Genomic DNA, 19854 nt, shown 5'->3' with positions numbered 1-19854 from the left:
CGGTCGCTTCAGCTATTCCAGATCAATACCCGAATCGGCGTCGGGTTGTAGGCGTTGCAAGGATTGTTCAGCTGCGGGCAGTTGCTGATGAGCGCCATCGTGCGGCGTTCCGCCTGCAGCTCGACGTACGCCCCCGGCGAAGATACGCCGTCCGCGAACGTCAGTCCGCCTTCCGGGGTCACCGGTACGTTCATAAAGAAGTTAATGTTCGGCGCAAGGTCCCGCTTCGCGTACTTGTCGCCGTCCGCATGCTTAGCCAACTGCAGCATGAACGTGTCGCGGCAATTGTGCATGTGCAGCTTCTCGTGCGCGTAACGAACGGTGTTGCTCTGCGCTGAGCAAGAGCCGCCGAGCGTGTCGTGGCGGCCGCACGTATCGGCGACGATCGTGAGCAGCGCCTTGCCCGATTCCGCTCTTATAACGGAGCCGGTAGACAAATAGATATTGCTTTGCGCCACGATCGTTCGGACCGCGCTATAGTGATCCTCCGGATGCTCTGCGTCATAGAACAACGTGTCCGCCGCTTGATTGCCCTCCATGTCGACGATCCGGATCACCTGTCCAGGCGCGAGCTCGCGCATCCAGCCGTCTCCGGCAAGCACGATCTCGTCGTGTATCGCATGCTCGATTAAGCGCGCGCTCTCTACGCGATTGAATACAGCCATAGCAGATCCCTCCCGTTATCTCGTACCAAATAGGAATATATAAATCCTCAGCCGTTCCGCCGCAAAGCGTAATAAGCCCATGTATTCTCGTAAGCCCGAAGATTCTCCGGCCGATAGTTGACGCAATAATCGTCCAGCCCGACTTCCTCTTCCGCCGATAGCACTTCCAACTTCACCGGCACCGAAGGGTACGACGCGCTTGGATCGAGCGGGTTCGGCGTATTCGATAGAATAAGCACGACGTCCATCTCGGTGCGAAGCGTGACGGTCGCGCCCGCCGGGCAATGCGACGCGTCGTAACGCATCTCGCCGGAATCGTCGCAGCTCACTTTCGCGAACAGATTGATGTTGGGTACGAGATCGCGAACGCCTAAACCGCATCTCATCAGCTCCACCGCGAAATTCTCTTCCCCGCTTCTCAGCCATTCGTTGCGTTCCTCTTGATAGCGCGTCAGCCCGTACTTGGCGTCCGTCGCCCCGCGGGTCGAGTAAGCCGATATCGTATCGTGCCAGCCCAGGCTGTCTTGGACGATCGCCGCCAGCACACGCCCGTTATCGCTCATAAGCGTATGCCCGCGCGTCAGATGAGCCGTATGCTGGGCTTTCAGCGTATCCGGCATATTGTAGCGTTCGGTCAGATCGTCCGCGTTGTAGAGCAGCAGCGATACGTTCGCTCCGGCTTCGAGCGCGGTAAAGCGCAGCAGCTTGCCCCTGCCGATGTTGCCCGACCACTTGCCTCCCGGGCGGATCAATGTACTCCATGCGTTGTTTCCCATGCGAATCGCTCCTTTAATCGGGATTGGAGGTAAACAAAAAGGGAAATACCACAAGGCGGGGCGCCTTGATGATATCTCCCAGGTTTTTATCCTTCCGTGTCATTCCCAAGCAGCAACGCTTGCGCGCTCTCTTAAGGAACGGTTTACTCTCGGACCAGACGCGGATTTCACCGCCGGAACCCTAGTAAACGAATATTCGGTTATGTAATTAAACATAACATGAATAAATCGGTCAGTCAACGAAATAAACAAATTTTGCGCTAATTCTTTCCAAAGTCGATTCAAAAATGTTATATTATCTGACATAACAATCGCATAGCATTGCCTCCTAGGGTTCCGCGGCGCGTTCGCCGGCTGGTCCGAGAGTCACGCGGGCTTCCTAGTCGGTTGGGCGCTGTTGCTCGACTACTTGTTCTCTCCGCTCATCGCTTGCTTAACATTCGGTATTTTCCTGCATGCGCAATTCCCGTCCGTGCCGGTATGGGTCTGGATTGTAGGACTGAACGTCACGCTGGCAGCCATTAATATTATAGGTGTTAGCTTCTCTGCCAACATTAGCAAATGGTTCGTATGGATTCAGATCGCGTTCATCGGCGTCTTCTGCGCCTTCCTGGTGCATAACTTAACGGGAGGCGTCAATCCGCTGGAACCGCTTCCGAAGCGCGTGTTCGGCACCCTCCATCCGAAGTTTCTTACGCCGGCCGTCAATATCGTCATCGTGGCCGCCTTCTCGATGCTAGCTCTCGTCATCAACCTCGATACCGCGGTCAAATTCGTTAATTTTGGCGCGCTCACGGCGTTCGTCTTCGTCAATCTATCCGTTATCGTCAAAAAGTATATTAGAGAAGGTCAGCGAACGACGGTCCGAATGACGCTCAGTTACCTCGTATTCCCGCTATGCGGGGCTAGCTTCATCGGCTGGCTGTTGTCGTTGCTAGACGCAGCCGCGCTGTGGCTAGGGTTCTCTTGGGTGTTGTTCGGCGCCGCGTATTACCTAATTAGGTTCAAGCTTCATCCGCTTTGGTTATCGCCGCAAGCCCAAGCCAAGCCCCGTCAACCACTCATCGCTCCGATCGCGATTAAGCAATCACCGGATTAAGCGCCTCGAAGCCGTTACGGCCAGGGCTAGCATAAGAGCGATCAGCAGAACGGTTACGGAGAGAATCAACCACAGACTTCCGCTCGCTTGCCCTTCTTGCACGATCCGGCCTGCTTCTGCGGTTAGTCGGCTCGGACTCCATCGCATCGCACCCTTAAGCAATTGGGTCAAGAGCGTCAGGCATGCCGCCGCCGCCACGGCCACGAAGGCGATGCCGGCAAGCGACTTCATCACGCAGCTGAGCAGAAGCGTGATCGTATTGACGAAGACAAGCCATAGCGCATACACCACCCCGCTGATCAGTACCGCCCGCAGTGCGATATCTTCGAATAACAGCCTCGTATAATACCACGTCCCGAGTTGACCGGCCGCTACTGCCGCAAGCGTGATGACGTTCATCGCCGCCCATTTGGAGGTGACGTAGCTGACATGCGATACCGGCTTGACCAACACCATGATCATCGATCCGGACTGCCGTTCCGCCGCGACGATGCCCATGAAGGCAAGCGCAAGCACGAGCAAACCCATCGAACCGTACTGAGATAACGACTTGACGATGACTTCTGCGGAGGTTGGCTCAGGAATCAGCTTGGCGGCCTCCTCCGTAACGCCGCTAGACTTCAGGATCTCCGGCAAGAAATGCGAGGTTACCGGATTGGAAATACCGAAGATCGCAAAGACGAGCGGGATCCATAACCACTTGTAATTCCGCGCGCCCTCTATCATTTCTTTACGGAAGAGCAGCAACCACATGTTCATGCTTTCACCACCTTCAAGAACAGATCTTCCAGGGACGTCCGTCCGATCTCGAAGCTCTCGACCTCGACGTTCGAATCGGAGATCGCCCGCAGCAGCGACCTTCTGGCCTCCGAGACATCGGTTACATGCATCGTAAAACCATCCGTCGTATCGCTCCATTCGCGTACGAACGATTTGCCGCGTAAGGCTTGCACCCATCCGGTGGGCAACCCGCGGGCTTTGACGCGGATTACCGGACGCTCGTGGTCGCGTAGCAGCCTTTGCAGGTCGCCTTGGATCACGATTCTCCCCCGATCCATGATGATGACGTCTTCGCTGATCTCTTCCACGTCATGCAGCACGTGCGTGGAGAACAGAATCGTCGTCTCTCGCTTCATCTCCCGCAGCAGCTCGAGCACTTCATGGCGACCTTGCGGATCGAGCGCGGATACCGGCTCGTCTAGAATAAGCAGCTTCGGCCGGTGGATGACCGCCTGCGCCAGGCCGAGCCTCTGCTTCATTCCGCCGGAATAGCCGCCGATACGGCGCCTCGCCGCGTCCTTCAACCCGACGCGCTCCAAAATTTCATCCGATCGCGTCGCTGCCTCTTTGGCGGATATCCTAGCCAGCTTAGCGGTGAAAACCAGAAACTCGCGGCCGCTCATCCAATTGAAGAAGGAGGGGTATTGCGGCAAGTATCCGATCTCGCCTCTAATGTCTTTCCCTGCCGCATTCGCGAACCGGATCGTACCGGATGAAGGCTGGAGCAAGCCGGACAACATTCTGAGCGTCGTCGTCTTGCCCGCCCCGTTAGGTCCGAGCAGCGCAAGACAGCGACCTTCGGCTATCCCGAAGGTTACCCCGTCTACTGCGGTCTGCGCTCCGAAGGTTTTGACCAAACCCGTCACTTCAAGAAGACTCAATAGTCGCTCTTCCTTCCTACCGTGAAGTAGACGACCGGGCCGAGCAGGCTCCCCAGCACGATTATGAACACCCACATGAGCTTCGGCCCTCTAACGGCTTTGCTTTCCCGTCTGACCAAGTCTATCAGCGCGATGATCATTAAAGCAGCTTGCACGACGATAAGCGGCAGAATAAGCTGCCAGTCTACATCTTTTAATGACATGTAAATACCCCCTAATAAGCGATTAAGAATGAATAACTAAGCCTACGGTTAATACGGAAATTCCGAAGAGAGCGATAAGTATGCTGGATTTACCAACGGAGTCTTTCACCAATCGAACGGCGAACCAGTTCAATCCGCTGTGGAGAGGAATAAGAGCGACGACCGTCCAAGGATAACGGGCGACGATCAGCGTACAGCCGATATGGAAAGCGGACGCCCATATCCGCTCTAGAATACCCCAGAACGGACTGGTCTGAACCAACCCTTGCGCGTCTAGCATTTGCTTCGCCTGCGTCGCTTTCTCATCCGTCCGTTTCACCAAAGAAGCAATGGCAACGATGTTAATCATAACGTAGAGCACTTCGATTGCCGCCCAGCCTTGGCCGACGGAGAGCGCCCAAGACGACGCGACCGACGTAAGCGCGAGCAGGATCACACGGGTACCCTCTTCCAGTACGCCGGAGCTTAAGCCGATAATATTCGCCGCTTGATCCCGAGGCAACTTCATTACGACCGCGCTAAGCGGTCCCCGTAGCAATAACGCGATGAACCATCCGAGCGCCCCTAATCCGAACGCTTGCCAATCCATCTCGTAACCCGCCAGCTTGAATCCGTACCAGAACAGGGCCGGAACAGCTAGGTAAAGCGGCAAGCACAATAGCGAGCGCACGGAAGCTTTGGCCATTACTTCTTCGTTAACGATAATCGGTTCAGTCGTTATCGGGTTCATTGCCGTTCACCTCCGGTATGACTACGTTCCATAAGTTACGTAGTCTTCTTCCTTCTCGCGGTTCGTTGCCGACTTGCCGTTGCATCCGCTCCCTAATATCCTTCAACATCTCCCTATACTCCTCGTCGTCCAAGTAGAACTGGTGCTGCCGAAAGCTGATTCCGTCCGCAAACAGGTCGTAATGGTCCTGTCCGACATAGGAACCGAAGCTTCCGATCATCGACGCCACGAACTTCATGAACAGCTCCATATGCAGCTCGGGGGACGTTTCCGTCATGTCTTCAGGCGTAATGTCGGCTGCATTCTTCGCCAGAACATATACTTTCTCCGTTGTCCCCCGCACTTTGCGTTCTTCCGCGACATGAATCAATCCCGCTTTCAGAAGCGTATTCAAATGACGGTACAAGGTCGCCTGAGGAACGTTCGAGAGGCGCTCCACTAACTGCTGGGTCGTGCGGTTGCCCTCTGGCATCAATGCTAGAATGATCCGCATACGGATAGGATGCAAAATCAAGTCGGCTTTCGTTGGATTCACGAGTAAACTCCTTCCGTTATCAACTTATTATCATTATCGATAATGATAATAATAATAATCGTATGAGCTATTGTCAATACCCACCAGTGCATCCGGATCGAAGAACGATAAAAGGGCACCCAGGTATTAAATAACCCGAATGCCCCTCTATTAGGTCTATTAGGTTTCCGTCATAACGCCCCCGTTAACGTGCAGCACTTGCCCCGTCACGAACGACGAGTCGTCCGACGCCAAGTAAATGTAAGTCGGCGCGAGCTCGAACGGCTGCCCAGCTCGCTTCATCGGCGTCTCCAGCCCGAACGTCTTCACGTATTCCGCGGAATAGCTCGATACGATGAGCGGCGTCCAGATCGGTCCGGGTGCCACAGCGTTGACCCTAATGCCCTTATGGACTAGCTGCAGCGATAAAGATCGCGTGAACGAGACGATCGCACCCTTGGTCGACGAGTAGTCGACGAGCAGCGGCGCTCCCACGTAGGCGGTAACGGACGCCGTCGAGATAATCGCGCTTCCCGGCTTCAAGTACGGCAACGCCGCCTTCGTCATGTAGAACATCGGGAAAATATTCGTTCGGTACGTGTCCTCAAGCTGCGCGTCGGAAATATTCATGATGCTTTCCTGAGGGAATTGAACGCCTTGGCCCATGACCAGAATGTCCAGGCAACCGTAGCAGGCGAGCGTCCGTCTTACGACTTCCGCGGAAAACTCCGGACGCCGCAAATCGCCTTCGATTAGTAAACAGCGCCGCCCGTATTTCTCGACCATCGCCTTCGTCGCCAGCGCGTCTTCCCGCTCGTACAAGTAGACGATCGCCATGTCTGCGCCTTCCTTGGCGAAGCCGATCGCGACCGCGCGGCCGATGCCGCTGTCGCCGCCGTTGATGATGGCGACTTTGCCTGCCAGCTTACCGCTTCCCTTATAGGCGGGATTATCCGAGATTGGAGTCGGGTTCATCAAATATTCCAAACCCGGCTGCCTATCTTGATGCTGCGGAGGGAACGTCACCGGGACTGGACGACAATGCGTCTCGTAACCGTAATACGGGTACATCGGAATCATCTTGCATCCGCCACCTTCTGCTCAAGTCGTCGAAGCAGAATATTCAGCGGATGCCTATTCGGTTCCCTTTTTACCCTCTGATCGCCTTTGCCGCCGCATCCAGCGCATGAACGACCTTGTCACACCACGCATCGAATTCCGGGTCTTCTTGCTGCAGCTCTGGATGGGCCAGAATGTGGGCGACCGTCTTCTTGATCCCTTGGTCGAGACGCGTCGTCGCGACGAATTCGGGAACTAGCCGCTTCAGCTTCGCGTTGTCGAAGACGACGGAGTTGGCCTTGTCGCCTAGCAAGCCGCCGCGGTAGTCTTCCGTGCTGCATGCGGCGAGGAATTCCGAAGAGACGTGGACGGCATTGAGCTTAACGCCCAGCGCGTCGGCGATAATCTCGTAAATTTGGTTCCAAGTGACCGACTCGTCCGAAGTGATATGTACCGTCTCACCGAGCGCGTGAATGTTGCCCATCAAGCCGATGAAGCCTTTGGCAAAGTCGCTGTTGTGCGTCATCGTCCACAAAGACGTACCGTCGCCGTGAATGATGACCGGCTTGTTCTCCAGCATGCGCCGGGCAACCTGCCAAGTTCCTCTGCTACCGTGCACGCCTAGCGGAATCGAGCGTTCGTCGTACGTATGGCTCGGCCGGACGATCGTAACCGGGAAGCCTTGCTCGCGATATTGCTTGATGAGGTACTCTTCGCAGGCTATTTTGTTCCGGGAATATTCCCAGTATGGATTCGATAATGGCGTACCTTCGGTGATTCGATAGTCCGATAGCGGCGTCTGATAGGCGGATGCCGAGCTGATGAACATGAATTGCTTCGTTTTGCCTTGGAAAAGGCGATAATCCCGCTCCAGCTGCGCCGGCACGAACGCGATAAAATCGGCGACGACGTCGAACGACATCGACTCGATCAGCTTCGCCACGCGCTCCTCGTCGTTGATATCCGCTTGAACGACGCGTACGCCCGCAGGCAAATCATCGTTCCGGCTGCCGCGGTTAAGCAAGTACAATTCGCAGCCTTGCTTCGCCAATTGCTCCGTAATCGCCGAGCTGATAATGCCTGTTCCCCCGATAAAAAGAGCTTTCATTTCCGTGCACCTCCATGAGTTTGAGAACGACCGAGACGTCGGCCGCTCCATCAGCGGTTACCTATCCCTATTTTACCAATTCAGTTGAAGCTTGCGAGTATACTTTACGCCTTCGAGCCCGGTCGGATCTTTCTCCGCCTTGAAGCGGACGAATGATTCGGCAGCTTCCGAAGTTCTGACGCGAAGCGGCTTCGGATCGCTATGGACGACGTCCCATACGACATCGGCAACCGACTCCGACGTCTGCGGCACGGAATTGCGGCTATTGAAACCTTCGATATAACGCATCAGAACCGGCTTGTATTCATCGTCCAGAATACCGCCCGTCTTCTCGACCTGCGACATGACCGTACTGACGAAGCTCGTGGCGATCGCGCCCGGCTCAAGAAGCGTTATATCGATGTTGAAAGCGGGCTTATAGTAAGTCGCTAAGCTTTCGAGTAGACCTTCGACCGCGAATTTACTGGCGCAATAAATTTCGTTGAGCGGCTGTCCCACAAGCCCGCCGACGCTAGACGTCGCGATAATATGCCCGCCATCTCCCTTGCGAAGAAGCGGCAGCGCGGCGCGGATCGTATGCATGACGCCGTATACGTTCGTGTCGAACACGCGATGGATGTCCGCGAGATCCGCTTGCCCAAGCGCCCTCAAATAACCGAAGCCGGCATTGCAGAATAGGACGTCCAGACGTCCATGCTCGGCATCGATTCGGTCTACGACCGTCTGCAGAGCGGTCGGGTCGGTTACTTCCATCTCGACGAAATGCACATTCGCGTTGTCCGCGTACAGCTGCCTATCTCTTTCCGCATTCCGAGTGCCCGCGTATACGGTCCACCCTTCCCGTCCGAACTTCAGCGCCGTTGCCAGACCGATCCCGGACGATGCGCCGGTAATCGCAATGATTCGGTTCAAATGATCACCCGCTTCGAGAAATTAGGTTACCAGTCCTTACCTAATCATTATCCTCGATCGAATAGGCCATTACAATTGCGGACGATAGTACGGGTAATCTATTTTCTGTTGCACCTGTCGAGCGAATGCGACGTCCGTTAACGACTCGACGAGCAGCAAGCCTAGGTCGATCGAAGACGACGCGGCTCCTCCGGTGAACACGTCGCCGTCGCGAACGCAGCGTTCCCGAACGACCTCCGCGCAATAGGGGGCAAGCAAGTCATATGCCGACGGGTTAGTCGTTGCCCGCTTACCCTCTAGGAACCCGGCGGCGCCGAGCAGCAAAGCGCCGGTGCATACCGACGCTTTGAGCTTCGCGTCTCGCGCGGTCTTGATCCAGGCCATGAATGCGGCATCGAATCTAAGCTGTCTCGTAGGCATGCCGCCGGTTACGAAAACCAAGTCGTACCTGGACAAGTCCGGCAAAACGTGGTCGATGTTGATTTTAAGTCCGCGATCGTCCGTAATCCGGTCTTTGTTCGAACAGAAGTCCCATGACAAGTCCGGCTTAGCCCCGAGCACGAGCATCCACGGCAGCACCTCATGTACACCCGCCCAATCGAGCGTCGTCATTCCGTCGAACATCACGTAAGCCACTTTCATCATAGACACCTAGCCTCTCCTTATGGGCTGGAAAAACAAAAAGAAGCACCCGATCGCGACATTCGCGTTCGATTGCTTCGCCCAGGCGTACGGCCGTATCCGCTGCGTTCCCCCATGGTTATCCATGCTACGCCAGTTGCGCGCGGTGTAATTGTTAACGATAGTGTACATCCTTATTTTGGAACTGACAACGGTTGGATTTGTTTAATCACGTCTGTAGATCCGGCACGATTACGCGTACTGGTGAAGCCTATCGAGCGCGGTCGCCTGGTCCGGGAGGAAAAAGATTTGCGTGCCCTTGTTGCATTCGTATATGAAATCCTTCAGGCTTTTGCTGTCGTACGCGCCGAAATCTCCTACGATCGCCAGCTTCACTTGATAGGTCGTAAACTTTTGCAAAATATCGCCCGCAAGCTTCGTCTTGAGCTCAAAGAAATCTTCCGTGAAGCACGACTTTTCGATGAGCATTTTTGTGCAGTCCGCCGTGTATTGTACAGTAGCCATTAAATCCAATGCGTCTTGCACTTCGCCAATGACAATCTCGTCGCTTTCCACGATCGCTACTAAAGATGGTCCTCTTTGGTCAACCCTAATGTTCATCCGCAGCTCACCTCCCTTGGATTGTAACCTAACTAACAAAAGTTGAGAAACAATAAAATAATGAGTAGACTATAGGTATTAATAAGGGGGCGAAACCCGCATGACTAATCAAGCATCTTCATTCGAAATAGGAATCAGCACGTTTCTCGAAGCGACGCCGAACGCGACGGTCGGGAAGTCCATCACTCACGCCGAGCGGCTGCGCCAGGCCGTCGAGGAAATCGTGCTCGCCGATCAAGTCGGGCTAGACGTCTATGGCATAGGCGAACATCATCGGGCAGACTACGCGGGCACTTCGCCGGTCACCATACTCGCAGCGGCCGCTTCCGTGACGAAGCGGATCCGTCTCTCGAGCGCCGTTACGGTATTGTCCTCGGACGATCCGGTTCGCGTATACGAATCTTTCTCCACGTTGGACGGCTTGTCTAACGGTCGGGCGGAAATTATGGCGGGGCGCGGTTCGTTCATCGAATCGTTCCCGCTGTTCGGATATAGTCTGGACCATTACGACGAGTTGTTCGAGGAAAAGCTCGAGCTATTGCTCGCGATCCGCGCATCGGAAAAGGTCACCTGGCGCGGAGGCCATCGTGCGGCGATCAAAAACTTAGGCGTCTATCCGCGCTCCGTGCAGGAGCCGCTTCCGGTATGGATCGCCAGTGGCGGCAATCCGGAATCCGCCGTTCGCGCGGGGACGCTCGGATTGCCGATCGTGTTCGCCATCATCGGCGGCATGCCGGAGCGGTTCGCTCCGCTCGTCAACTTGTATAAGCAAGCCGCCGCGCGCGCAGGGCATGACGTCGCCAAGCTGCAGATTGCGACGCACTCCCACGGCTTCATTTCGGATACGACCGACCGAGCAGCCGACCTGTTCTTCCCGCACACGCAAGCCCATATGAACACGATCGGTCGCGAACGCGGATGGCCGCATTACGACCGCTCGGCGTTCGATGCCGCTCGCAGCATGCGCGGTGCGCTCTATGTCGGCGATCCCGAATACGTCGCCGAGAAAATCGTGCTGCTGCAGCGCAACCTAGGCATTACGCGGTTCTTCCTGCATGCCGACGTCAGCACGATGCCTCATAGCCAGCTGCTGCGCACCATCGAGCTGCTCGGCACCAAGGTCGCGCCGATCGTTCGCAAGGAGCTTGCTAAGGGATAAGCATCTCATCTCCTAATGTAACTATAGAGGCTGTCCCACAAGTCACCGAAAGGTGATTAAGGGCAGCCTCTACGCGTATGAGCATCGATTGATGGGGTAGGGGACTGACTCCACGGACACACGGGACGCTATTCTGACGAACAAGCCGTGTTTGGGCGACCTAGCGGACATAGAAGACGCTATTTTCCTCAAAACTCGTTAGAATACGGCGCTTGGGTGCTAATAAGGCTTCTGATATCCGCAACCAATGTTAAAACCGTTAATTGGCCAGGAATAGCGACTCGTGTGTCCGCTCCGATGTCAACGTGTTATTGGGTCATATCTACCTGCGCATCAATCAGTAGGCGGCCCGCTTCCAGCTTAGACAAATGGGTCAGGTCGGGCTTCTGCCCGTCCGGAAAATCGAGCTTCCCGAGCGCCTCCAACTGCGTCTTCGTTGCCGGCTCGGCTTGAAGGATCGCGTCGTAATTATCATGCGCGATTCGCTTCGCAACCTCCGGGTCCTCTTGGTTCAGTAAATCGACCATCCGGTACATCGATTCGATGGCCGCCGCCTCCTCGCCGTCCAGACCGTAGCCGGAGTCGGTGCTTAGCAGGAAACGATCCGAGAACTTCTTCATGACCGGCACGAAGTCTTCGAGCGTATTCCCGCTATCCGGATTCAAATCCGTGAAGCCCGCGAAGAAGTCGGCGTACAGATTCGGATGCGCCGCCATCAGCGCTTCAACGTTGGCCGGAGAATTGTAGGCATTAATGTGCCCGACTATGATAATCGTATCGGGATAGGCGTCGAGCGCTTCCTCCAGCTTCACGATAGGTTCCCCGGCCATTGGATCGATATGAAGCAGAACCGGAGCTTTATACTCCGCACATAATTCGTAGAGCTGCGGCAAAATGCCATCCATCGGATCGAATGCCTTCCAAGCCACCTTTGACACAACGGGAGAGTAGGTGGATGCTCCGACGATTTCGCCGATGCCGAAATAGCCTTGCTCCAGAAGACGCCGGGCGTCATCGATGGCGGACTTATCGTGGAGATCGATGCCGGAGAAATACGGAACGACGTGATCCGGATTTCCCACGTACGCTTCCCACGCCGCGGCGTCCGTAAGGACGGCGCTCGGTTCCGAGACGTCCCCGAACAGCACGACGCGGCTGACGGCATTTTGGTCCCACATGGACTGCTTTATCGCATAGGCAGAGCCGCTGGCGTCGTGATTATGAACGTCCGTCAGCCCCAGAGAGTGGTACTGCTCGACGAGTTGCTCTAATGTCTTCCGCTCGGGTGCCGCGGGTTCGGACGCTACTTCGATTGTCGCAGTTGGCGTTGAAGGCCCCACCGCCGGGGACGAGGACGGAGCCTTCGATCCGTCGCAGCCCGTTGCCAAGACGAGGAGAATCACGAGCACGAATGCAAAGCTTATGGCACGGCGCAGCTTGCGATAGGTCATTATACGCATAGTAGAGTCTCCTGATAGATAATAGGTGAGATCCTTTCTGTATTTCGCCTGTGCGTAATGCAACTAGCATGCCGCGGGACCGGAACTTTGCAGACGATAATTGTACGAAATACACTTGGCCAGGGCTCTGACGGGCTCCGTTGGGGGTTTCAATTGGCGTGTTTGGCTTTATCGATTTCGCGTGAAATTCGAGCTGCCACAGCATCAAGTTCCTCTTGCGCATCTTTCATGATGACATGAAGCACGATGCTGGCAGCGAACGAAATGGCCGCAAAAATGAAAAATACAACCGTATCTATTTTTCGCATCAATCGATCGGCAATGCCATAATGAATCAGCTCACCAAAGTTGCTCATTCCATAGAATATAAATGTCAAAATAGTAAACAAAACACCTAGCACAATTAAAATGATTTTTGCAAGACTTGTGCGCTCAAAATACATTCGAATCACCTCATTGCAATTATACAGCACCTAATAAAATTATCCTTAAAATTTCCATTAAATTAATTTGCGTCGACATCGAAATTAAAAAGAAAAATGGCGTGTCAAATTGGTTGTCAATTTGCACGCCATTTCGTGTGTCATATCCTGTTTTTGCTCTTCTTTGCCGTTAGGCGCTAGCGCCATTCAGCGCGGCTTGCAGGCTTTGCTGAAGCGTTACAATCTGCTGCTTCGCATCGATGATCTGGCCTTTGAGCGTTACGATCTGCTCCAGGTCCGCAACGCCGGTCGCCGTATCGCCGGCTTGTCTCGCCGCTTTGACTTGCATCCAAAGCGCTTGCTTCTGCGTGCGGACCGTCTCGATGCTCGCGCGCTCGGCTTTGATCTGCTGCGCCAAGCTCTTCAGCGTAGCCTTCAACGCCGCTTTCGCTTCCGCGGACAGCCCTGTGCGAGCCGCCTTGTTCGCATTATGCTGCTGAACGATTAGCGCGGTCAGCGTCTTCTGCTCCGCCCGCAAAGACGCGAGCTCGCTCTTCAGCGCAGCCGTCTGCGCCTTCCACTCGGCATGCTGCGTCTTCTTCGCCGACGCGCCGGACGCATCGGCGGTCGCGGCGAACGCGGATTGCGCCGTGCCGATCGTAAGCGCCAGTCCAAGCGCCGCTACGATGAACTTCTTCTTGCTCATTTTCTCTTCCCTCCTGCTTAGTGATAGATTGTTACTTCTTTCACTCTACAGGGAAAATGTATCAAAAGTTTGTCATCCGCGATCGAGGCAGCTCGATCCGCATCTCCATGCCTTTGCCCGGCTCCGAGCTCGCCTTGATCGTGCCGCCGTGCGCTTGGACAATGTGACGGGCGATCGTCAGCCCAAGCCCCGAGCCTCTCGAGGACCGGCTGGATTCGGCCTTGTACAGCCGATCGAACAGATGCGGCAGATGTTCGGGCTCCCCATGTGCCTATCGTCTATTTTCGCCCGTCCCACTCCGCATAGAACTGCTCCAAGTACGTCTCCATGAAGCGATGTCGCTCCGCCGCCAGCTCTTTACCCATCGACGTGTTCATTAAATCTTTAAGCTTCAACAGCTTCTCGTAAAAATGGTTAATCGCCGTATCGCGCCCCCCGCGGTAATCTTCCTGCGTCATGTTCTGTCGAGGCGGCAACTCCGGATCATGGATCGGACGCCCCTTCGCCCCGGAGTACGCGAACACGCGGGAAATTCCGACCGCGCCGATGGCATCGAGCCGATCGGCGTCCTGCACGACTTTACCCTCCGTCGTCCGCATCGGCGGCCGCGCGCCGCCTTTGAACGACATCGTGCCGATGATCTCGAGGATATGTACGGCGTCCGCCTCGCTCACTCCACAATTCGCAAGCCATTGCTCCAATTCCTGCTCGGCCGCCTTCGGGTCGTCGTTCAGCTTCTCGTCCGCCATGTCGTGCAAAAGCGCTGCCAGTTCGCAGACGAACGAATCCGCCCGCTCCGCTTGCGCGATCGTTCGCACCGTTCGCACGACGCGCTCGATATGCCACCAATCGTGCCCGCTGCTCTCTCGCTCGAGCTTAGCACGCACCCATTTTGCCGCGGCATCGATGATCCTTTTTTGCTCCGCCGTCCATTTCCCGTCCGTAAACGTCATCTCGTCTCTCCTCTACCTTTTGCCGGACAATCCATAAAAGAACATTTGGACCATGCCCTCGAGGAACTTATCCCGGTCCGCGCTCTTATCGGCCATATCCAGCAACGCTTCGTATTGGTTCATATAAATTTGAATGAATGCCAGTACGTTCTCGATCGAGACGTCCTCCGATATGACCCCGCTAGCCTGTCCCTCGCGAATGATCCGGACGGTTAACGGAATCGTTCTCTCCCTGTACATCGCTTCGATATATCGCGCCAGCTCGGCGTCTTCGGCCAGCATCTGCTTGATCAGGCCCGGCGGAAAATCCCGATATGCCGACTTCTCCAGATCGATAATGTGCGCGACCTTCTCCTTGAGCGAATGGCCTTCGTTCATATTGTCCTCGAAATCGCGAACCGCCTTGTCGAAGTAGTCGACGAACACCTCGCGCAGCAGCGCTTCTTTGCTTCCGAAGTAATTGTAGATCGTCACCTGGGACACTTCGGCGGCTTTGGAAATGTCGGCGATGCGAATTCCCTTAGGGTCCGTCGTCCGCATCATCTCCAGCGTCTTATGAAGGATTTTCTCCTTGATCCGATTAGCCCGCTTCTCGAATCCGTTCATTGCCGTTCACCCTAACTTTCGTAATTGACGATAACGCCTGCTGGGTATAGTATAGCATGTATAAAATATGAAATATATTAATATCCATATTTCATATCTCCAATGGGGAGGTACTGTTGGCCATGTTAGTCGTTAAGCAAGTGACGAAGACGTTCGCGGGCGGAAAAGGAATTTTCGACGTCTCCTTCGAGGTGAAGAAGGGCGAGGTATTCGGATTTCTAGGTCCGAACGGGGCCGGTAAATCGACGACGATCCGTCACATCATGGGTTTCATGAAGCCGGATCGGGGAACCGCACGGTGGGCGGACTGGACACTTGGAAGGAACAAGGGAAAGTACAGGCTTACGTCGGCTACCTGCCGGGGGAAATCGCTTTTTTCGACGGGATGACGGGCAAGTCGTTCCTCGATTTCATGGCGGATATGAGAGGACTGAAGGATCTTTCCAAGCGCACCCGCTTAATCGATCGGCTGCAGTTCGACGTAGGCACGCCCATTCGCAAAATGTCCAAAGGCATGAAGCAGAAGGTCGGACTCGTCGCCGCGTTCATGCATGAGCCTGAGCTGGTTATTTTGGATGAGCCGACCTCCGGCCTTGATCCGCTTATGCAGAAGGTGTTCATAGAGCTCGTGCTAGAGGAAAAAGCCCGGGGCACGACGTTCCTCATGTCCTCCCACAGCTTTCCGGAGATCGAGCGAACGTGCGACCGCGCCGCGATTATCAAAGACGGGGTCATCGTTGCCGTCAAAGATATCCACGAGCTGCAATCGATGCAGCGGAAGCTGTTCGAGGTTACGTTCGAGCTGGCGGCAGAAGCGCGCGCCTTCCTTGACTCCGGCCTGCCGATCGAGTCGCATGAAGGCAATCGCGTTAGAGTACCGTGCAAGGCAATTACGACAGGTTCGTAGCGGAGACTTCTAAATACAAGGTGCGAAGCATCGATATTTACACCCAAAACCTTGAAGACATCTTCATGAACTACTACGACCGGAAGGGGATCGCGCCATGAAGATGACGTTGTTCAAGCAGATGATGAAGGTGAACATGCGAGGCTTTCTGAACTACGCCTTCGGGTCTGCCTTCTACATCCTGCTCATGTTCTGGCTCTACCCGGGCATCGCGAAGAACGCGGAGGCGATCGATTCGGTCGTCGATTCCATGCCGGAAGGCGTCGGACGCGCATTCGGCCTGAACGGCTTCGGCAGCGCCGAGGCGTTTATCTCCGGCGAGTTTTACGGCCTCATTCTCGTCCTCATTCTGTCGATCGTGTGCGTCCAATTGGCTACTAAGCTCATGGCTAAGCTGGTCGATCAAGGTTCGATGGCTTATCTGCTATCCACGCCGACGACCAGGGGGCAGATCGCGTTCACGCAAGCGGCGGTGTTGACGACGGGGCTGTTTCTCATTCTCGCGGTCACGACGATCGCGGGGTTTGCGGGCAACGCATGGTTCCTTGGCGACGACTACGCGCTGGATACGACCAAGTTCATTCAGATGAACGCCGCCGCGTTCTTGCTCTTCTTCGCCGTCGGCGGCCTTTCGTTCCTCGTCTCGTCGCTCGCCAGCGACGAGAAAAAGGCGCTCGGCATCGCCGGCGCCATCACGTTCGGCTTCTTCAGCATGGACTTGCTCGGCAAGCTCAGCGTGCAGATCGAGTGGATCCGCAACGTCTCCGTATTCTCGTTGTACCGCCCGGCTGATATTATTAACGGCGATGCGCATATGACGGCTTCGTCCATCACGCTCGCGGCCATCGGACTGCTATCATTCAGTCTCGCGGTTGTGCTGTTCCGTAGACGGGACTTATCGTTATGAATACTGTAGTCAGCAAAAGACGGTGCCTCTGGGGCGAACCCAGAACACCGTCTTTTTTGATTTCGCCAATCCTGCCCTCATGAGGTGGACCACATAGCCTCTATTTCGATTTAAATAGCGATTTTATTGAATGACGCGGACATACACGGCCCTATTTGTGCTCAACACGCGATATTAGAGTGAATAGCGGTCGAATAAGTGCCGCTAGGTCCGCTTCGCGCTCTTTTCGTTACTAAATCGATAAATAGCGTCATCTGTGTCCGTTGTGGCTGGCTTTACGGCGAGTAGCCTCCCACTCGCGCCCCTCACTCCGCCCCGTCGATCGCGATCGTCCAATCGAACGGATCCTCCAGCTTACCGGTTTGAATGCCCGTTAACGTATCGTAGATGCGCGCGGACAGCTCTCCCGCGGAGCCGTTGCCGACCTTCATTCTCTCGCCATGCCAGCATAGCTCTCCAACCGGAGAAATGACGGCCGCCGTTCCCGTTCCGAAAATTTCCGTAAGCCGCCCCTCGCGATAGGCTTGAACGATCTCGTCGATCGTGATCGCTCTCTCCTCAAGCGGAACCTCCCAATGACGCAGCATCTGGATGACCGAATCGCGGGTCACGCCAGCCAGGAAGCTGCCGTTCAAAGCCGGAGTCACTACTTTATCGCCGATCCGGAAAAACACGTTCATGCTGCCGACTTCCTCCACGTACTTGCGCTGAACGCCGTCGAGCCACAGTACCTGGTCGCAACCTAGGCGCGCGGCCTCCTCTTGCGCCTTCAAGCTGGCGGCATAGTTGCCCGCCGTCTTGGCCGTGCCTACGCCACCTTCGACCGCGCGCACGTATTTCGACTCTACGAAGATGGAGATCGGCTTCATGCCTCCCGCGTAATACATGCCGACCGGCGACAGGATGATCATGAATTTATATTCGCGGGAAGGCGCTACGCCTAGCGCGGACTCGGTCGCGATGACGAACGGACGAATGTAGAGGGACGTGCCGGGCTCGTTAGGAATCCAATCCCGGTCGATCTTCACGAGCTGCTTCAGCCCTTCCAATACTATCTCTTCGTCCAACGTCGGCATGCTCAGGCGCTCGTTCGAGCGATTCAGCCTTTCCGCGTTCTTCCTCGGCCTGAAGAGAAGAATACGGCCATCCGCCGTCGGGTACGCCTTCAACCCCTCGAACACCGTCTGTCCGTAGTGGAACACTTTAGCCGACGGATCGAGCGTGATAGGTTGGTAAGGCACGATGCGCGGCTCATGCCAACCTCTGTCCGTGTCGTAATCCATAATAAACATGTGGTCGGTGTAATACTTGCCGAAACCGAGCTTATCGGCTGGCGGTCTAGCCTTTGGCGATTTCGTGAGTTCAATGGCGATCGGCGGAAGCATCTTCTCGTTCATCCCTCTCCTCATTCTGTTAGTTGAATCATAGCAATCGGTTAAGTATATTGGAAATATCTATTTGGTTCGATAAACATACCTTTTAAGTATAGTTGGGAGTGCTTCGGATGGACATGCGGCAGCTTCGATATTTTTTGGTAGTCGCCGAGGAAGGCCAAGTAACGAGCGCCGCCAAGCGGCTCAACATGGAGCAGCCCCCGCTCAGCCGGCAGATGAAGCTGCTGGAGCAGGAGCTGAACGTGGCGTTGTTCGATCGCAGCGGCAAACGGCTCACGCTAACGCATGCGGGAGAATTGCTGCGGCGAAGAGCCGAGCAGCTGCTCGGGCAGCTTCACGAGACGGTGCGGGAAGTGCAAGAGCTGGACGAAGGCATCCACGGCGTGCTCTCGGTCGGCTCCGTCGTCTCCTGCATCTCGTTGCTCCCGCAGCCGATTCAACGATTCCAGCAGCGCTATCCGAAGGTGACGTTCAAAATTAGTGAAGGAGATCATTTTCTTCTGGCGGAACAGCTGGAGAAACGCGCCATCGAGCTGGTCATCGCCAGACTTCCGTTCGAAGCGGCCCTCGATCCGGAGCCTTACGAGATCGTGGAGTTGGCGCCCGATCCGTTCGTCGCCATCCTTCCCGCTTCATGGGTTAAGGCCAAGACAGGACCGAATCGCAGCATTAGCATGCGCGAGGTGGCTCAGTATCCATTCATCACCCTCAAGACGGATCAGACGACCGGGATGCATGCCAAAGTGCTGCACGAATTCCACCAGTCGGGTCTGGAACCCCTTATTTTATGCGAATGCTCCAACGTTGCCATTATTATCGCGCTCGTCGCGGCGGGCATCGGGGCGACGATCCTGCCGAAGTCGGTCATCGCTTCGTTCCCTCTGGCGGACATCGCCGCGTGCGATATAGAGAATACGGACTTTCACTCCGAGATCGGACTAGTCTGGTTAAAAGACCGCTATCTGTCCAAGAGCGCGCGCGAGTTCATCGATATGTTCGTGCTGACCGAATCGTCGGGCAGTAAATAACCACTCGGACAGCATAGCCTACAACGGGGAGGGATGCCGATGCTTCATGGACGGGTCAGATCGTTCGACGAAGAACAAGGCTTCGGATGGATCGCGGTTGAGGTCGAAAACGATGTATGGGTACATTTTTCCGGTATCTATTATGATCCCGCGAGATTTCCTTCGGGGTTTAGATTTCTCGCAGCAGGACAGAAAGTCGCATTCGACCTTAGAGAGAATCCGCATTCGGTGGAACAGGCCCAGGTAGCTGCTTCCAATATTTCGGTGTATAATAGGGAATGTTCACTAGAAGAAAACGTTATCAATTGAATAACATTGGATACATACAACAAGGAGGCACCAC

General features: G+C 55.2%; 23 protein-coding genes, 2 pseudogenes and 2 riboswitches. Of the genes and pseudogenes, 6 read left to right on the top strand and 19 right to left on the bottom strand.

Translation table 11 applies throughout. The features are described from left to right. Positions 1-8 precede the first annotated feature (8 nt). Positions 9-665 (bottom strand): urea amidolyase associated protein UAAP2, encoded by a 657-nt coding sequence (locus tag ACFPQ4_RS05305; protein WP_378110735.1) that lies wholly within the window; start codon positions 663-665, stop codon positions 9-11. Positions 666-712: 47 nt separating this feature from the next. Then, positions 713-1441, bottom strand: coding sequence for an urea amidolyase associated protein UAAP1 (locus ACFPQ4_RS05300; RefSeq protein ID WP_378110734.1), 729 nt, complete (start codon positions 1439-1441; stop codon positions 713-715). A 73-nt stretch (positions 1442-1514) separates the two neighbouring features. After that, positions 1515-1637, bottom strand: a riboswitch (guanidine-I (ykkC/yxkD leader). Positions 1638-1814: 177 nt separating this feature from the next. Between ACFPQ4_RS05300 and ACFPQ4_RS05295 the strand changes: the two are divergent. Beyond that, a pseudogene (locus ACFPQ4_RS05295) lies at positions 1815-2540 on the top strand (hypothetical protein); the annotation flags it as partial. On the opposite strand, the gene ACFPQ4_RS05290 reads toward ACFPQ4_RS05295, so the two are convergent. The 10 genes from ACFPQ4_RS05290 to ACFPQ4_RS05245 form a co-directional block, all read right to left on the bottom strand. Next, complete coding sequence (locus ACFPQ4_RS05290; protein ID WP_378110733.1) at positions 2529-3299, bottom strand: ABC transporter permease subunit; 771 nt, start codon at positions 3297-3299, stop codon at positions 2529-2531. The pseudogene ACFPQ4_RS05295 and the gene ACFPQ4_RS05290 overlap by 12 nt on opposite strands. Further along, entirely contained in the window at positions 3296-4201 is a 906-nt protein-coding gene (locus tag ACFPQ4_RS05285) for an ABC transporter ATP-binding protein (RefSeq protein ID WP_378110732.1), read from the bottom strand. Before ACFPQ4_RS05285 ends, ACFPQ4_RS05290 begins: the two co-directional genes overlap by 4 nt. Next, a complete protein-coding gene (locus ACFPQ4_RS05280; protein ID WP_378110731.1) occupies positions 4198-4404 on the bottom strand; it encodes a PLD nuclease N-terminal domain-containing protein in 207 nt (68 codons plus the stop codon). The genes ACFPQ4_RS05285 and ACFPQ4_RS05280 overlap by 4 nt, the downstream gene beginning before the upstream one ends. 22 nt (positions 4405-4426) lie before the next feature. After that, on the bottom strand, positions 4427-5134 hold the full coding sequence (locus ACFPQ4_RS05275) for a YhfC family glutamic-type intramembrane protease (protein ID WP_378110730.1): 708 nt from the start codon (positions 5132-5134) through the stop codon (positions 4427-4429). Beyond that, positions 5115-5669, bottom strand: coding sequence for a helix-turn-helix domain-containing protein (locus ACFPQ4_RS05270; RefSeq protein ID WP_378110729.1), 555 nt, complete (start codon positions 5667-5669; stop codon positions 5115-5117). The genes ACFPQ4_RS05275 and ACFPQ4_RS05270 overlap by 20 nt, the downstream gene beginning before the upstream one ends. 159 nt (positions 5670-5828) lie before the next feature. Next, on the bottom strand, positions 5829-6728 hold the full coding sequence (locus ACFPQ4_RS05265; RefSeq protein ID WP_378110728.1) for an SDR family oxidoreductase: 900 nt from the start codon (positions 6726-6728) through the stop codon (positions 5829-5831). Positions 6729-6798: 70 nt separating this feature from the next. Next, a complete protein-coding gene (locus ACFPQ4_RS05260) occupies positions 6799-7815 on the bottom strand; it encodes an SDR family oxidoreductase (protein ID WP_378110727.1) in 1017 nt (338 codons plus the stop codon). A 72-nt stretch (positions 7816-7887) separates the two neighbouring features. Further along, positions 7888-8727, bottom strand: coding sequence for an SDR family oxidoreductase (locus tag ACFPQ4_RS05255; RefSeq protein ID WP_378110726.1), 840 nt, complete (start codon positions 8725-8727; stop codon positions 7888-7890). Positions 8728-8796: 69 nt separating this feature from the next. Continuing rightward, on the bottom strand, positions 8797-9372 hold the full coding sequence (locus ACFPQ4_RS05250) for a DJ-1/PfpI family protein (protein WP_378110745.1): 576 nt from the start codon (positions 9370-9372) through the stop codon (positions 8797-8799). A 69-nt stretch (positions 9373-9441) separates the two neighbouring features. Continuing rightward, positions 9442-9519, bottom strand: a riboswitch (ZMP/ZTP riboswitch). Positions 9520-9600: 81 nt separating this feature from the next. Then, on the bottom strand, positions 9601-9969 hold the full coding sequence (locus tag ACFPQ4_RS05245; RefSeq protein WP_378110725.1) for a DUF4180 domain-containing protein: 369 nt from the start codon (positions 9967-9969) through the stop codon (positions 9601-9603). Between the two features lie 100 nt (positions 9970-10069). Between ACFPQ4_RS05245 and ACFPQ4_RS05240 the strand changes: the two genes are divergently transcribed. Continuing rightward, the gene (locus ACFPQ4_RS05240) at positions 10070-11128 is read left to right on the top strand and encodes an LLM class flavin-dependent oxidoreductase (RefSeq protein ID WP_378110724.1); all 1059 of its coding nucleotides are present in this window, start codon (positions 10070-10072) and stop codon (positions 11126-11128) included. Positions 11129-11436: 308 nt separating this feature from the next. Here ACFPQ4_RS05240 and ACFPQ4_RS05235 read toward each other — a convergent pair whose 3' ends face one another. The 6 genes from ACFPQ4_RS05235 to ACFPQ4_RS05210 all read right to left on the bottom strand — a co-directional run bounded on the left by ACFPQ4_RS05235 (position 11437) and on the right by ACFPQ4_RS05210 (position 15275). Then, positions 11437-12588 carry an amidohydrolase family protein gene (locus ACFPQ4_RS05235; protein WP_378110723.1) on the bottom strand — a complete coding sequence of 384 codons (1152 nt, stop codon included), beginning with the start codon at positions 12586-12588 and terminating at the stop codon, positions 11437-11439. A gap of 149 nt (positions 12589-12737) precedes the next feature. Beyond that, complete coding sequence (locus ACFPQ4_RS05230; protein WP_378110722.1) at positions 12738-13031, bottom strand: hypothetical protein; 294 nt, start codon at positions 13029-13031, stop codon at positions 12738-12740. Positions 13032-13200: 169 nt separating this feature from the next. Next, positions 13201-13716 carry a hypothetical protein gene (locus ACFPQ4_RS05225; protein ID WP_378110721.1) on the bottom strand — a complete coding sequence of 172 codons (516 nt, stop codon included), beginning with the start codon at positions 13714-13716 and terminating at the stop codon, positions 13201-13203. 61 nt (positions 13717-13777) lie between these two features. Further along, positions 13778-13966, bottom strand: coding sequence for an ATP-binding protein (locus tag ACFPQ4_RS05220; RefSeq protein WP_378110744.1), 189 nt, complete (start codon positions 13964-13966; stop codon positions 13778-13780). A 28-nt stretch (positions 13967-13994) separates the two neighbouring features. Beyond that, complete coding sequence (locus tag ACFPQ4_RS05215; protein WP_378110720.1) at positions 13995-14669, bottom strand: HD domain-containing protein; 675 nt, start codon at positions 14667-14669, stop codon at positions 13995-13997. A 12-nt stretch (positions 14670-14681) separates the two neighbouring features. Beyond that, positions 14682-15275, bottom strand: coding sequence for a TetR/AcrR family transcriptional regulator (locus tag ACFPQ4_RS05210; RefSeq protein ID WP_378110719.1), 594 nt, complete (start codon positions 15273-15275; stop codon positions 14682-14684). Positions 15276-15397: 122 nt separating this feature from the next. On the opposite strand from ACFPQ4_RS05210, the pseudogene ACFPQ4_RS05205 reads away from it, so the two are divergent. Then, positions 15398-16283 (top strand): annotated as a pseudogene (locus ACFPQ4_RS05205) (ABC transporter ATP-binding protein). After that, the gene (locus ACFPQ4_RS05200) at positions 16280-17089 is read left to right on the top strand and encodes an ABC transporter permease subunit (protein WP_378110718.1); all 810 of its coding nucleotides are present in this window, start codon (positions 16280-16282) and stop codon (positions 17087-17089) included. The pseudogene ACFPQ4_RS05205 and the gene ACFPQ4_RS05200 overlap by 4 nt, the downstream one beginning before the upstream one ends. A gap of 305 nt (positions 17090-17394) precedes the next feature. On the opposite strand, the gene ACFPQ4_RS05195 is transcribed toward ACFPQ4_RS05200, so the two are convergent. After that, positions 17395-18486 carry a branched-chain amino acid aminotransferase gene (locus ACFPQ4_RS05195; protein WP_378110717.1) on the bottom strand — a complete coding sequence of 364 codons (1092 nt, stop codon included), beginning with the start codon at positions 18484-18486 and terminating at the stop codon, positions 17395-17397. Positions 18487-18593: 107 nt separating this feature from the next. On the opposite strand from ACFPQ4_RS05195, the gene ACFPQ4_RS05190 reads away from it, so the two are divergent. Together ACFPQ4_RS05190 and ACFPQ4_RS05185 are read left to right on the top strand one after the other, a co-directional pair. Then, on the top strand, positions 18594-19511 hold the full coding sequence (locus tag ACFPQ4_RS05190) for a LysR family transcriptional regulator (protein WP_378110716.1): 918 nt from the start codon (positions 18594-18596) through the stop codon (positions 19509-19511). Positions 19512-19544: 33 nt separating this feature from the next. Continuing rightward, entirely contained in the window at positions 19545-19820 is a 276-nt protein-coding gene (locus ACFPQ4_RS05185; protein ID WP_378110715.1) for a cold-shock protein, read from the top strand. Positions 19821-19854: the final 34 nt, after the last annotated feature.

Origin of the sequence: Cohnella yongneupensis (assembly GCF_042655785.1) — a bacterium.
Lineage (GTDB): Bacteria > Bacillota > Bacilli > Paenibacillales > Paenibacillaceae > Cohnella > Cohnella yongneupensis.
This window is presented reverse-complemented; position numbering and strand designations above follow the sequence as displayed.

Coding starts and splice junctions, on each gene's coding strand:
- ACFPQ4_RS05305 (WP_378110735.1), bottom strand. CDS start 665: ATGGCTGTATTCAATCGCGTAGAGAGCGCGCGCTTAATCGAGCATGCG.
- ACFPQ4_RS05300 (WP_378110734.1), bottom strand. CDS start 1,441: ATGGGAAACAACGCATGGAGTACATTGATCCGCCCGGGAGGCAAGTGG.
- ACFPQ4_RS05290 (WP_378110733.1), bottom strand. CDS start 3,299: ATGAACATGTGGTTGCTGCTCTTCCGTAAAGAAATGATAGAGGGCGCG.
- ACFPQ4_RS05280 (WP_378110731.1), bottom strand. CDS start 4,404: ATGTCATTAAAAGATGTAGACTGGCAGCTTATTCTGCCGCTTATCGTC.
- ACFPQ4_RS05275 (WP_378110730.1), bottom strand. CDS start 5,134: ATGAACCCGATAACGACTGAACCGATTATCGTTAACGAAGAAGTAATG.
- ACFPQ4_RS05265 (WP_378110728.1), bottom strand. CDS start 6,728: ATGATTCCGATGTACCCGTATTACGGTTACGAGACGCATTGTCGTCCA.
- ACFPQ4_RS05260 (WP_378110727.1), bottom strand. CDS start 7,815: ATGAAAGCTCTTTTTATCGGGGGAACAGGCATTATCAGCTCGGCGATT.
- ACFPQ4_RS05250 (WP_378110745.1), bottom strand. CDS start 9,372: ATGATGAAAGTGGCTTACGTGATGTTCGACGGAATGACGACGCTCGAT.
- ACFPQ4_RS05245 (WP_378110725.1), bottom strand. CDS start 9,969: ATGAACATTAGGGTTGACCAAAGAGGACCATCTTTAGTAGCGATCGTG.
- ACFPQ4_RS05240 (WP_378110724.1), top strand. CDS start 10,070: ATGACTAATCAAGCATCTTCATTCGAAATAGGAATCAGCACGTTTCTC.
- ACFPQ4_RS05235 (WP_378110723.1), bottom strand. CDS start 12,588: ATGCGTATAATGACCTATCGCAAGCTGCGCCGTGCCATAAGCTTTGCA.
- ACFPQ4_RS05230 (WP_378110722.1), bottom strand. CDS start 13,031: ATGTATTTTGAGCGCACAAGTCTTGCAAAAATCATTTTAATTGTGCTA.
- ACFPQ4_RS05225 (WP_378110721.1), bottom strand. CDS start 13,716: ATGAGCAAGAAGAAGTTCATCGTAGCGGCGCTTGGACTGGCGCTTACG.
- ACFPQ4_RS05215 (WP_378110720.1), bottom strand. CDS start 14,669: ATGACGTTTACGGACGGGAAATGGACGGCGGAGCAAAAAAGGATCATC.
- ACFPQ4_RS05210 (WP_378110719.1), bottom strand. CDS start 15,275: ATGAACGGATTCGAGAAGCGGGCTAATCGGATCAAGGAGAAAATCCTT.
- ACFPQ4_RS05200 (WP_378110718.1), top strand. CDS start 16,280: ATGAAGATGACGTTGTTCAAGCAGATGATGAAGGTGAACATGCGAGGC.
- ACFPQ4_RS05195 (WP_378110717.1), bottom strand. CDS start 18,486: ATGAACGAGAAGATGCTTCCGCCGATCGCCATTGAACTCACGAAATCG.
- ACFPQ4_RS05190 (WP_378110716.1), top strand. CDS start 18,594: ATGGACATGCGGCAGCTTCGATATTTTTTGGTAGTCGCCGAGGAAGGC.
- ACFPQ4_RS05185 (WP_378110715.1), top strand. CDS start 19,545: ATGCCGATGCTTCATGGACGGGTCAGATCGTTCGACGAAGAACAAGGC.